This window comes from Pandoraea anhela (assembly GCF_902459655.1).
In the GTDB taxonomy this organism is placed as follows: Bacteria; Pseudomonadota; Gammaproteobacteria; order Burkholderiales; family Burkholderiaceae; genus Pandoraea; species Pandoraea anhela.
Genome location: NZ_CABPSB010000008.1, coordinates 1 through 12,682, shown reverse-complemented (window position 1 = coordinate 12,682; position 12,682 = coordinate 1). Strand labels below are relative to the sequence as shown.

The window sequence follows — 12,682 nt, the reverse complement described above, 5'->3', positions numbered from 1 at the left end:
GGAGCCGCAAGGCCTTGTCCTTCATAATGATTTCCTTATGCACTACAGGGTCCGACATATTCGGATCGTTATATTTCTCATGAGCCAAAACCGCGAACCGATCGACACTTATTTGCTGCGCGTTCTTCACACCCTGTTGATCGAGCGCAGCGTGACGCGTGCGGCCGTCAAACTGAATCAGTCGCAACCGGCGATCAGCGCAGCGCTGCGTCGTTTGCGCGATATCACCGGCGACCCGCTGCTGGTGCGCGGCAAGTCAGGCATGGTGCCTACGGAATACGGTCAATCGCTGCTGGAGCCAACGCAAAACGCATTGCGCGAAATCGAACGCATCACGGTCCAGCAATCGAACTTCGATCCGGCCACTACCGTACGGACGTTCCGTATCGGCTCGCCCGACTATCTGAATACGCTGTTCGTGCCGACGGTCGTCGAGCGTTTCCGTCAACAGGCCCCGAACGCCCAGTTGGAACTGCACTCGCTCGGCCCCGCGTTCGATTACGAGCATGCCCTCGAAGACGGCAAAGTCGATATCGTCATCGGCAACTGGCCCGAGCCGCCCGAACAGTTGCACCTCTCGAATCTTTTCGTCGACCAGATCGTGTGCCTGGTGCGCAATACGCACCCGTATGCGAAACGCGGCCTGACGCTGGAGCAGTATCTCGGCAGCCCGCATCTCGCTCCGACGCCCTACTCCGTCGCGCAACGTGGCGCCATCGACATGCATCTCGCACGTGAGCGTCTCAAGCGCAACGTGGTCGTAACGATTCCGTACTTCAACCTTGCGCCGTACGTGTTGCTGAAATCCGATTTGATTTTCACGACGACGCGCCTGTTTGCCGACCATTACGCGGAGTTCCTGCCGCTCACGGTGCTCGAAACGCCCATCGACTTTCCGCCGATGCAGTACTACCAGTTGTGGCACGAGCGCACGCACTACTCGGACGAGGTGCGCTGGCTGCGCAGCGTGATTTCCGACGCCACGCGCACGTTGCTCGAATCGCACACGCAGCCGTAATTCGTCGACGGCGACCGGGAGCCGGGGTCAGAGGCCATGTCGCCGCAATCCCGGCATTTTTACCGGCGGAGCGGCCCCCACCGCTCCGCCGAACCGCATGGCGGCGTTCCCCATGCACAGGAACGCCGCCGCGACTTCCCGCCGGCCCATTGCCACCCAGGGCCGGCTCACCGCAATCCGGAGATTGGGGTGAGCGGCCCGCCGGCCACTTACCATGAATGGACGGCCGGTGCGGCAGCGCCTTATCGGGAAGCCTCGGCCAGTTGCCGCGCCAGCGCGTTGTGACGCGTGACGAGCGCGGGCAGATCGAGCGTCTCCAGACGCCCCTGCCGCACCACCACCCGACCGTTCACCACGCTGTACGCCGCTTGTCCAGGGTTACAGAAGACGAGCGCCGCCACCGGATCGTGCAGACCGCCGGCCATCCCGACGCCACGGGTATCGAACGCCACGAAGTCCGCCGCCATGCCCTCGGCGAGCGCGCCGATGTCATCGCGACCCAGCACGCGTGCGCCGCCCACGGTTGCGATCTCCAACGCCTCGCGCGCCGTCATGGCGCTCGGGCCGAACCCGACGCGTTGCAGCAGCAACGCCTGACGTGCTTCGTTGATCATGCTCGCCGCATCGTTCGACGCCGACCCATCGACCCCCAGCCCGACCGGCACCCCGGCGTCGCGCATGCGGCGGATCGGTGCGATCCCGGAGGCAAGGCGCATGTTCGAGCAAGGGCAATGCGCCACGCCGGTGCCTGTCCTCGCGAAGCGCGCAATCCCGGCGTCGTCCAGTTGAACGCAGTGGGCATGCCAGACGTCGCGGCCGACCCAGCCCAGATCCTGCGCGTATTCGGCGGGCGTCATGCCGAACATCTCGCGGCTGTAGGCGATGTCGTTGACGTTCTCGGCCAGATGGGTGTGCAGCGACACACCATAGTGACGCGCCATCGCAGCCGACTCGCGCATCAGGTCGCGGCTCACCGAAAACGGCGAGCACGGGGCGACGACCACCCGCAACATCGCGTAACGGCCTTCATCGTGGTAGGTCTCGATGAGACGCTGCGTGTCCTTAAGAATGTCCGCCTCGCGCTCGACCACGCGATCGGGCGGCAATCCCCCCTGACTCTGCCCGACGCTCATGCTGCCGCGGCTCGCGTGAAACCGCATGCCGATCTCGGCGGCCGCTTCGATACTGTCGTCGAGCTTGCAGCCGTTCGGATAGATGTAGAGATGATCGCTCGACGTGGTACAGCCGGAGAGCAGCAGCTCGGCCATCGCCGTCTTGGTCGAGACGCGGATCATTTCCGGCGTGAGGTTCGCCCACACCGGATAGAGGTTCGTCAGCCAGTTGAAGAGTTCGCCGTCCTGCGCGGCCGGAATCGCGCGCGTGAGGCTCTGGTACATATGGTGATGCGTGTTGACCAGACCGGGGATGACGACATGACCGCTCAGATCGAGCACTTCGTCCGCCGTGGGCGGCAGCGTGTCGCTGGCGCCCACGGCCACGATCCGGTTGTCCTCCACGTACAGTCCGCCATGCGCAATTTCGCGACGGCCTGCGTCCATCGTGACGAAGACCTCGGCATTCTTGACGAGCAACGTTTTCATCAGTGCGCCTCCAGCCCCATCCCTGAACCGTTCTTGTTGCCATGGCCGTCCACCGCCGGGGCTTTGAAGCCATTGAAATAGGCGTTCAGGATCACGGCGGACAACGTGGCGAGCAGAATCCCGCTGTGGAGCAACGGGGCGAGTTGTTCCGGCATCTTCGCAAAGAACTTGTTGGACGCCACCGGAATCATCGCCATGCCGATGCTGATCGCTACGATATACAGGTTGTAGCGGTTATGCGAGTAGTCCACTTTCGACAGAATCTTGATGCCCGTGGCGAGCACCATGCCGAACATGACCACGCCGGCGCCGCCCAGCACGAATTGCGGAATGGAGGCCACGACCACCGACATCTTCGGAATCAGGCCGAACACCAGCAGGATGACCCCAGCGGCCGCGCACACCCAGCGGCTCTTCACGCCCGTCACGCCGACGAGGCCGATGTTCTGCGAAAACGACGTGTGCGGGAACGTGTTGAACACGCCGCCGATTACCGTCGCCACCCCATCGACACGCAAGCCCGCCACCAGCGCCTTCTCGTCGACCGGCTTGCCCACGATCTCGCCCAGCGCCAGGAACATGCCCGTCGATTCGATGAAGGTAATCAGGATCACGATCGTGAGCGTCGCGATGGCCCACGGGTCGAACACCGGCATGCCGAAGTGGAACGGCAGCACGACATCGAACCACTTCACCTGATCGAGACCGTCGAAATTCACCTTGTGCAGCATGAGCGCGATCACGAAGCCGAACAAAATGCCGAGCAGCACGGCGATGTTCGAAAAGAACCCCTTGACGAAACGTGTGACCAGCAGGATGAAGATGAGCACCGCGAACGACACGCCGAGATACACCGGATCGCCGTAGTCGGGGTTGCCAACGCCGCCGGCCGCCCAGTTGATGCCCACGCCGATGATCGTCAGGCCGATCGACGTAATGACGATGCCGGTCACGATCGGCGGGAAGAAGCGAAGCAGCTTGCCCACAAGCGGCGCGATCAGCGTGCCGATGATGCCGGACGCAATCGTCGCACCGAAGATGCCGGGCAGCCCGAGCGAGGGATTGGTGCCGATAGCGAGCATCGGACCCACAGCGGCGAACGTCACGGCCATGATGACCGGCATACGGATCCCGAAGCGGCCCACGCCGACGCTTTGTATCAGCGTCGCGATACCGCAGCACATCAGATCGGCAGAAATCAGAAACGCAATTTGATCCTTCGGCAGCCCGAGTGCACCGCCGATGATGAGCGGCACGGCGACCGCTCCCGCATACATCACCAAAACGTGTTGCAGGCCCAGCATGAACAATTTTCCGATCGGCAGTCGCTCGTCGACCGGATCCACGGCATTGGTTGTCACACTCATTGCGTCTCCGTCCCTCGGGGGGCTGTTTGATGTCTATTTTTAGGGTGACTCAATGGTGCAGGTCGACGCCTTTTGCGGCAAGACCACGCCGGGCTATAGTGTTTTTTTCATAGAACGTATGCATGAATGCTTATCTTGCGTTTCGGGTTTTCCCCAAGCATGTACGTCGTCATTGGGCTTTCCGGGCGAGTCGTCTCCTGTCGCGATAACGGCTCATACGCGCGACGTTATATAGCGGATAACAGAATCGAATAGTGGTCCAAAAAATCCCAATTCCGGTGCATACGGCGTACGCTCGAGACATCGGCATGCCATATTGGGGCGCTGCCGCTTTCTGTCTGGCGTGACCGGGTATGTGCGCGTTTTTATCTTTGTTATTGCGCGCGTCGCCAGGCCGCCATCTCCCTACAATGCACCCATCCATTACAGGAGACATCATGGGACGACTGACTACCCACGTACTTGATACATCGCACGGCAAGCCCGGCGCGGGCATCCGTGTCGAGTTGTGGCGTGTGGACGGCGAGCGCCGTGCACTGCGTGACGTAAAGACCAATGCCGACGGCCGTTGCGACGCGCCGTTGCTCGAAGGCGAGGCATTCGTCGCGGGCGAATACGAACTGGTGTTCCATGCCGGCGACTATTTCGCCGCACAGGGCGTGGAAGTGCCCTCGCCGCGCTTCGTCGATCGCGTCGTGCTGCGCTTCGGCATTGCGGAGCCTTCGCAGCATTACCACGTGCCCCTTCTGGTATCGCCGTGGAGCTTTTCCACGTATCGCGGTAGCTAAATCGCGAACGTGAACGTCAGGCAGTTGAGGAGAACATAAGATGGAAGCGTTTATTACCGACTGGGTCAATCTGTTGCTGCGCTGGCTGCACGTGGTCGCGGCCATCGCCTGGATTGGCGAGTCGTTTTATTTCGTAATGCTGGACAACGGGCTGAAGCCGCCCAAGGCCGCCGAAGACAAGCAAAAAGGGGTGTACGGCGAGATGTGGTCGGTGCACGGCGGCGGTTTCTACCACGCCCAGAAGTATCTGAACTCGCCGCCGCAGATGCCGGAAGACCTCCACTGGTCGAAGTGGAAGTCATATACCACCTGGCTTTCGGGCTTTGCGCTGTTCTGCGTGCTGTATCTGCTGCAACCGCAGACGTACCTCATCGACAAGAACGTGATGGATCTGCAACCGAATCAGGCCGTGGGTCTTGCGGTGGCGTTCCTGATCGGCGGCTGGTTCGTGTATGACTTCCTGTGCCGCCTGCTGGGCAAGAACGAGCGCGTGCTGGGGATCGCCGTCGCCCTGTTCGTGGTGGCCGCCACTTACGCCACGACCCACATCTTCGCCGGACGTGCCGCGTTCCTGATCGTGGGTGCCATGATGGCGACGTCGATGTCGGCCAACGTGTTCTTCTGGATCATTCCGGGGCAGCGCAAGAGCGTGGACGCCCTGTCCAAAGGAGAAGTCCCGAACCCGATCTGGGGCAAGCTCGGCAAGCAACGCTCGGTGCACAACACGTACTTCACGTTGCCGGTCGTGTTCATCATGATCAGTAATCACTACGCGTTCACGTACAGCAATCCGTACAACTGGGTGATGCTCACGATCATCATGGCGGCAGGCGCCATGATTCGTCAGTTCTTCGTGCTGCGCCACGCGGGCAAAAATCTGTATGCCCTGCCCGTGGCGGGCGCCGCCCTGCTCGCAGGCGTGGCCGTGTTCGCCGCACCGCGTACCGCGCCGGTGCCCGCCGCCGGTGCGCATGGGGAAGCTGCCGCACCGGCCCTGAAGCTCTCGGAGATTCAACCGATCGTCACGCAACGTTGCGCCACCTGCCACTCGGCCAAGCCGACCATGATGGGCAGCGCGCCGGCGGGCGTGATGCTCGACACGCCAGCGGAAATTTCCCAGAATGCCCAGCGGATCTATCAGCAATCGGTCACGCTCAAGTCGATGCCGCTGGGCAATGTGACGCAGATGACCGATGAAGAGCGCCAGAAGATCGCGGCGTGGTTCAACGGCGGCGCACAACAGTAAAGCCGACCGGCTTGCCGGACCCATGTTGGGGCGCTTCGGCGCCCTTTTTTTATTTGGGGAACTCCGGCACATGCCTCGGGTCTGTCTCTTGCGCCCGGCAGTCCGGGTGTGACGTCCTTCGAGGCACAGCGTCGCGAAATCGACCGCACCTTCCCACGACGTCAAACGACCGGCGCGATGCTTTCACAGCAGGCGCGTCAAGTGCGAGACCCTATGAATTTCCTTTTGTTTTCCGCTTCCCGACAAGGCGTCGTCTGGGTGCATCTGCACCAGGCGATGTTCCCTCCGTCCGCCTGACTGCCTCGCCGGCATCCCCCTCACGGGTGCGATGTCGTTGCGGGGCGGAGCGCTCACGCCATCGCTTGCGCGTGAGCGGCAACACTCCCCATCGCGAAGTCTCTGAAGTCTTTGATGTGCAAGCCACGGTGAGCCGCGTCCCGACACGATGCGGTGCGAAGTCATCGGGGGGACCATGTCTCTTTCCTCGTCTACTCATTCAAGCAACTCGTTGCAGGGCACAAGGACGTCCCTGCTCAAGCAATTCACGTCGCTCGCCATTCCGACGATCCTCTCCGGCTGGGTCTACACGGTCTATACGCTGATCGACGGCATCTTCATCGGCCGCTATGTCGGCCAGCAGGCGCTTGCGGCGCTGAACCTCGTCGTGCCGCTGCTTTACGTGCCCTATGCCATCAGCGTGATGATCGGCGTGGGCGGCGCCACGCTTATCGCCCGCCTGCTCGGCGAGCAACGGCAGGCGGAAGCCCGACGCGCGTTTTCCCAGGTGCTTTGGGTCATGCTCGTTGCGGGGATCGCGATGAGTGCGGGCGTCCTCCTCTTCACACATGAAATTGCCGAGGCGCTCGGTGCGCAAGGGGCGATCACGGCAGACATCGTGGCGTATCTGTCCGGCTGGGGCTGGTTCGTGCTGTTCGCCAACGGGCTCTACGCGATGGAACTGTTTCTGCGCGTCGAGGGTGCACCGGCGGCGCGTTTCGGCTTGTATGCAATGTTTCTGGGCGCCCTCGCCAACGTGGCGCTCGACTACTGGCTCATCGTCGTTCTTGAGATGGGAATGTATGGGGCGTCGCTGGCGACCGGCTTGTCGATGATGGTGTCGAGCAGCGTCATGCTCGCTTATCACTTCGTGCTGGCCAGGCAGGTCGTGCCGGCGCGCCGCGCGTTCGGCAGCGGAGAAATCCACGTCTGGCGGGCGATGTACAACGGCGCGTCGGAATTCCTCGGCGCTATCGCGCCGGCGGTGACGGTATTCGTCTTCAACCGCGTGATTCTGACGAACTTCGGTGAGCCGGGTCTGGCGGCCTATGCGATTCTCGAGTACATGACGCTCGGGGCAACGGTCACGATGGGCGCGCTCGTGCAGAGCATGCAACCGATGATCAGCTACTACCGGGGTGCGCGCGATCCGAAGGCGCTTCAGGGATCGTTCCGTCTGGGCGTGATCGCCGTCATGGGCTTCTCGTTGCTCGTCGCGGTGGCGATGGCGACGCTGGCGCGCCCGCTCACGTTCCTGTTCCTGCCTGCGGGGGGGGAAGCGTGGTCGATTCTGGAACACGCAGTCATCTGGTACGCCCTCGCGTTTCTGCCTGCGGCCGGCAACCTGATCGTGGCCGGGTATCTGACGGCCGTGGAAGCCCCGGGGCCGTCCGCCGCCATCGCTATGATGCGCAGCTGGATTCTGCTATTGGGCATTCTCTGGCTGCTCGACGCGCTGGTCGGCGGCGACGCCATCTGGTACACGCTGCTGGCAACGGAAGCGGCAACGCTCGCGGTGAGCGCATGGCTGTACCGGAAGCAGCATCGCGCGCATGCCCTCATCTGACGCGCCGGCGGGCGCAACGTCGCTGCTGCCGCCCCGCCCGCCGTCTTCCCGTCGCGTCAGGACGGCATCTTGAGCGACACCGTCTGCGCGAGCGACTGAAGGCTTCCCGCCTCGTGCACACCAGGCATGCCTTCGGGCGGCTCGGCGCGCGGCGGCAGCGACGCCGGCACGCTCGCCGCGCTGCTCGTCGCCCATTGCGGCTCGGGCAGTTCGTCGAACACCTGACGCAGGCGCAATCCCCACGTGTCGTGGATCATTTTGTAGTAGACGTTCTCGTCGTCGAGCGAGGCGAAGCGTGTCACGCGCAAACTGTCTTCTTCGTAGACGAGCAAGTCGAGCGGCAGGCCGACGGAGACGTTGGAGCGCAGCGTGGAGTCCATCGAGATGAGCGCGCACTTGGCGCCGTCGTCAAGCGATGTCGCGGGCGTGACGAGCCGGTCGATGATCGGTTTGCCGTACTTCGACTCGCCGATCTGGAAGTACGGATTGACGGACGACGCTTCGATGAAGTTGCCTGCCGAGTACAACTGGAACAGACGGCTCTTCGCCCCGGCGATCTGTCCGCCGAGCAGAAAGCTGCAATTGAAGTCGACGCCGAAGGCTTCGAGCGACTTGGCGTCTCGGGCATAGACGTCGCGGATGGCCTGTCCGACGACACGCGCCACATCGCCCATGGACTTGGCGGTCCAGAGCGTCTCGGTGTCGCGAGCGTCGACGAGTTGCTGCCGCACGGCTTGCGTGAGCGCAAGATTGCCCGCCGAGAGCAGCACGATCACGCGCTCGCCCGGACGCTCGAAGACGAGCATTTTGCGGAAGGTGCTCACATGATCGACCCCCGCGTTGGTGCGGGTGTCGGAGAGAAAGACCAGCCCGGCATCGAGCTTCATGGCCACGCAGTACGTCATGTCGTTCCTGTCTTGCCGCGACGAGGCGCGTCGCCTCGTCACGTGAAAAGCTATTGTTGTTGGTCCGGCGGTGCCGTATCGACACTGACCGATACGTGCAGCGCTTCGCTCGCCCCGCCGCTGCGCATGCCTCGCACGGGCGCGGCGGATTCGTAATCGCGGCCCACCGCCAGACGACAGTAGTTGCCGCTCGCAAAGCACGCATGGGTCACGTCGATACTCACCCAGCCCGCCCCGTCCACCCACACATCGACCCACGCGTGACTCGCCGCGTGCGGCACGTCGCCCGGATCGAGGTATCCGCTGACGTACCGCGCCGGCACGCCCCGCGCCCGGCACACGGCCAGCATGAGATGCGCATGGTCCTGACAAACGCCCCGCCCCAGCGCCAAGGCCTGCGCGGCAGTGCTGGTCACGGCGGTAATGCCCGACTCGTAGTCGACCTGCTCGCAGATGGCCGCAGCCAGCGCGAGCAACTCGCCCGGCGTGGCGACGCCGGCGTCGGCGGCCAGGGCGTCGATGCCGTCGCTGCGCCCGGTCAGCGGTGTGGGGCTGGCGAAGCATAACACTGGTACGGCATGCGTCGTTTCGCCGAGCCTGCCGTCGACGAGTGGCGTCGTCTCGACCTCCCCCTCGGCCAGCAGGTGAATCTCGTCGTGCGGCTGGTGCAGCACGAGCGTGTGCATATCGTTGCCGAACGCATCCCGCGAGGGCGTGAGCTTGCCCGGTGCGCTCAATCGCCATTGCACGATGCGCTGCACCTCGGACGCCGCCGGCGTGAGCCGAAGCTGCTGAATGGTGTAACGCACCGGCGTGTCGTAGCGGTAGGTAGTCTCGTGACGGATGATCAGGCGCATGGCATCAGGCGGCGAGCGGAATCAGGAAGGTCTGGCTGATCTTGTTGCCGAGCACGGAGACTCGCTCGAGGAACTCGGTCAGGACGGGGTGCAAGCCTTGCTGCTGAATCTGCTGGATGTCGGTGTATTTGAGATCCGCCTGAAGTTTACCGGCATAACGCTCGACGTCGCCGGATTGTGCGTTGGAGAGCGTGGCCAGATTCTCGCAAACACCGTTGAGCGAGGCGAGCAGCGAACGTGGCATGTGCGCGTTGAGCATGAGCAGTTCGACGACGCGCTCGGGCGTGATCACATCCCGGTAGACCTTCCGGTAGATCTCGAACCCGGAGACACTGCGCAACACGGCAGACCAGTAGTAAAAGTCCGTGGGATGCGAGGCGTCGGGACCGGCCTTGTCGGCGCGCACGGCTTCGTGGAAACGCACGTCGAGGATCCGCGCCGTGTTGTCCGCGCGCTCCAGGAAAAGGCCCAGACGCGTGAAGTAAAACGCATCGTCCTGAAACAGCGTGCCGAAGCTCACGCCGCGCGAGAGATGCGAGCGCACCTTCACCCATTCGAACAGATGGGCCGGATCGCGCTCCAGCAAGTCGAGCATGCGCGGGAATTCGAGCCACGTACTGTTGACGGTCTCCCACAGTTCCGTCGTCAACGTACCGCGCACGGCGCGGGCGTTCTCGCGTGCGGCGGCCAGGCAGCAGGCGATGCTCGACGGGTTGTCGCGATCGCGCACGACGAAGTCGAGCACGTTGGCGCGGGTCGCACGTGCATGTTTGCGGTTGAACGCAGGTTCCAGTTCCGAGATACGCAAGGTGGCGCGCCACCCGGCTTCGTTGTCGATGCCGCCGGCAAGGGCATGTGCGATATCGGTGTCGTCTTCGTCGTCGAGGTTATCGATGGCGTCTTGCGGAAGCAGCAGGTTTTGCAGGTTGACGTCGAGCAGGCGTGCGGTATTCTCGGCCCGCTCCATGTAGCGGGCCATCCAGAACAAGTGGTCGGCGGTACGGCTGAGCATGATCTCTTCCCGATAGGTTGTCTTCTGTCTCTGGCGGACGCCGCTTATTTCTCGAGGACCCAGGTATCTTTCGTTCCCCCGCCCTGCGAGGAGTTGACGACGAGCGACCCTTCGGTGAGCGCGACACGCGTGAGGCCCCCCGGCACCATCGTCACGCCTTTGCCGGACGACAGCACGAACGGCCGCAGGTCGATGTGCCGCGGCGCGATACCGGCGTCGACGAAAGTCGGGCACGCGGAGAGCGCCAATGTGGGTTGCGCGATATAGCCGTCGGGTTTCGCGATGAGCCGTTGCCGGAAGGCTTCGATCTCGGCTTTGGTCGACGCCGGCCCGACGAGCATGCCGTAACCGCCCGCCCCGTGGACTTCCTTGACCACCAGTTCACCGAGGTTGTCGAGCGTGTAGGCGAGATCGTCGGCGCGCCGGCACTGGTACGTCGGCACGTTGTTCAGAATCGGCTTTTCCCCCAGGTAGAACTCGATCATGTCGGGCACGAACGGGTAGATCGACTTGTCGTCCGCCACACCGGTGCCGATGGCGTTCGCGAGCGTGACGCGCCCCGCCCGATAGACGCTCAGCAAGCCCGGCACGCCCAGCGTGGAGTCCGCGCGGAACGCGAGCGGGTCGAGGAAATCGTCGTCGATACGTCGATAGATGACATCGACACGCTTGGGGCCGTTCGTCGTTCGCATGTAGACAAGATTGTCCTCGACGAAGAGGTCCTGCCCCTCGACCAGTTCGATGCCCATCTGCTGGGCGAGGAACGCGTGCTCGAAGTATGCCGAGTTGTAGATGCCCGGCGTCATGACCACGACCGTCGGATCGTCCACGCCCATCGGCGCCACGGCGCGCAGGCTGTCGAGCAACAGATCCGGGTAGTGTTCGACCGGCGCAATGCGGTTTCTGGCGAACAACTCGGGGAACAACCGCATCATCATCTTGCGGTTTTCCAGCATGTACGAGACGCCGGACGGCACCCGCAGGTTGTCCTCCAGCACGTAGAACACGCCGTCGTCGCCGGTGCCCGCGCGCACGACGTCGACACCGGCGATGTGCGAGTAGATATCGCCGGGAACGTCGACCCCCTGCATCTCAGGCCGATACTGCGCGTTCTTCAACACCTGTTCCGCCGGAATGACGCCGGCGCGCAGGATGTTCTGGTCGTGATAGACGTCGTGGATGAATTTGTTGAGCGCCTCGACGCGCTGCCGCAACCCGGTCTGCAAGGTCTGCCATTCGTGGGCCGGGATGATTCTCGGGATCAGGTCGAACGGGATCAGACGCTCCGTTCCCGCTTCGTTGCCATAGACGGCAAAGGTAATACCGACGCGCCGGAACGCCAGATCGGCTTCGGCTCGCTTATGGTGCAGGACATCTTCCGGCTGACACTTCAGCCAATCGTCGAACCGCCGGTAGTGCGAACGCGTTGCACCCGTGATGCTCGCCATCTCGTTATAGCTCTCGACCATACGCTTCTCCGCAGATTGCCGTGTCGAGATCGAGCAATATCCATGCCCGAGCTGTTTTTCCGACTTTTTTGACGCGCCACGCACGATTTCGGTGCGGCGCCCGTGCGAGCGCACCGATGCACCCGTGATGCGCACCCGCCGCACCGTGTCGTGATCGCCGGAATGCACCATATCGGTGTTTCGGCGATGTTTGGAGTATAGGAGCTGTTTTTTCTCCCCTGCGATTGTGTTTACCCCGCTTGCCAGCCCGGCCCTTCCGGCGGCTTGACGGTCTTGCGCGCGCGCCTTTCCCGCTTGGTGCGGTGCGGCAATGTGCGGCGCGCTCCGGCAACATGGCGGTGCATTTTTGCGCCGCTGTCATGAAAAACGCCGAGCGACTGCCCGGCGTTCTTTTGTCTGCGTTGCGCGCGTGGATCAGCAGGTCCGGCTGATGCGCGGCGTCACGACCGCACCCGAGGCCCTCGGCGCTGCGATTCGGTGCTCAGGAAAAGCGCCGCGTGGCTCACGCCGCCTTCGGCTTGCCCTGCACGGCGTCCAGCGCCGCCTGCGTGAGCCAATACGTGCCGGGCAAGTCCT

Annotated in this window: 10 protein-coding genes; 4 read left to right on the top strand and 6 right to left on the bottom strand. The window is 63.2% G+C overall.

Annotated features, from left to right (window positions below; translation table 11 throughout):
- The first annotated feature begins 79 nt into the window (after positions 1 to 79).
- Positions 80 to 1,018: a LysR substrate-binding domain-containing protein gene (locus PAN31108_RS12840; RefSeq protein ID WP_150623573.1), complete on the top strand. Its 939-nt coding sequence runs from the start codon at positions 80 to 82 to the stop codon at positions 1,016 to 1,018.
- Between the two features lie 242 nt (positions 1,019 to 1,260).
- On the opposite strand, the gene PAN31108_RS12835 is transcribed toward PAN31108_RS12840, so the two are convergent.
- A complete protein-coding gene (locus tag PAN31108_RS12835) occupies positions 1,261 to 2,619 on the bottom strand; it encodes an 8-oxoguanine deaminase (protein ID WP_150669248.1) in 1,359 nt (452 codons plus the stop codon).
- On the bottom strand, positions 2,619 to 3,986 hold the full coding sequence (locus PAN31108_RS12830) for a nucleobase:cation symporter-2 family protein (RefSeq protein ID WP_150669247.1): 1,368 nt from the start codon (positions 3,984 to 3,986) through the stop codon (positions 2,619 to 2,621). The genes PAN31108_RS12835 and PAN31108_RS12830 overlap by 1 nt, the downstream gene beginning before the upstream one ends.
- Before the next feature lie 437 nt (positions 3,987 to 4,423).
- On the opposite strand from PAN31108_RS12830, the gene uraH reads away from it, so the two are divergent.
- The 3 genes from uraH to PAN31108_RS12815 all read left to right on the top strand — a co-directional run bounded on the left by uraH (position 4,424) and on the right by PAN31108_RS12815 (position 7,863).
- Positions 4,424 to 4,774 (top strand): hydroxyisourate hydrolase, encoded by a 351-nt coding sequence (gene uraH, locus PAN31108_RS12825; RefSeq protein WP_150669246.1) that lies wholly within the window; start codon positions 4,424 to 4,426, stop codon positions 4,772 to 4,774.
- Between the two features lie 40 nt (positions 4,775 to 4,814).
- Positions 4,815 to 6,020: a urate hydroxylase PuuD gene (locus PAN31108_RS12820; RefSeq protein WP_150669245.1), complete on the top strand. Its 1,206-nt coding sequence runs from the start codon at positions 4,815 to 4,817 to the stop codon at positions 6,018 to 6,020.
- Positions 6,021 to 6,528: 508 nt separating this feature from the next.
- The gene (locus tag PAN31108_RS12815; RefSeq protein ID WP_246183935.1) at positions 6,529 to 7,863 is read left to right on the top strand and encodes an MATE family efflux transporter; all 1,335 of its coding nucleotides are present in this window, start codon (positions 6,529 to 6,531) and stop codon (positions 7,861 to 7,863) included.
- A 56-nt stretch (positions 7,864 to 7,919) separates the two neighbouring features.
- Here the strand turns inward: PAN31108_RS12815 and PAN31108_RS12810 are convergent, their stop codons facing one another.
- Genes PAN31108_RS12810 through PAN31108_RS12795 form a run of 4 tightly spaced genes read right to left on the bottom strand, consistent with a single transcriptional unit; the run spans position 7,920 to position 12,106 of the window.
- Positions 7,920 to 8,768, bottom strand: coding sequence for a proteasome-type protease (locus tag PAN31108_RS12810; RefSeq protein ID WP_150669243.1), 849 nt, complete (start codon positions 8,766 to 8,768; stop codon positions 7,920 to 7,922).
- A gap of 50 nt (positions 8,769 to 8,818) precedes the next feature.
- Positions 8,819 to 9,625 carry a transglutaminase family protein gene (locus tag PAN31108_RS12805; protein WP_150669242.1) on the bottom strand — a complete coding sequence of 269 codons (807 nt, stop codon included), beginning with the start codon at positions 9,623 to 9,625 and terminating at the stop codon, positions 8,819 to 8,821.
- A gap of 4 nt (positions 9,626 to 9,629) precedes the next feature.
- A complete protein-coding gene (locus PAN31108_RS12800) occupies positions 9,630 to 10,637 on the bottom strand; it encodes an alpha-E domain-containing protein (protein WP_150669241.1) in 1,008 nt (335 codons plus the stop codon).
- Between the two features lie 44 nt (positions 10,638 to 10,681).
- On the bottom strand, positions 10,682 to 12,106 hold the full coding sequence (locus PAN31108_RS12795) for a circularly permuted type 2 ATP-grasp protein (protein WP_174980779.1): 1,425 nt from the start codon (positions 12,104 to 12,106) through the stop codon (positions 10,682 to 10,684).
- Positions 12,107 to 12,682 lie beyond the last annotated feature (576 nt).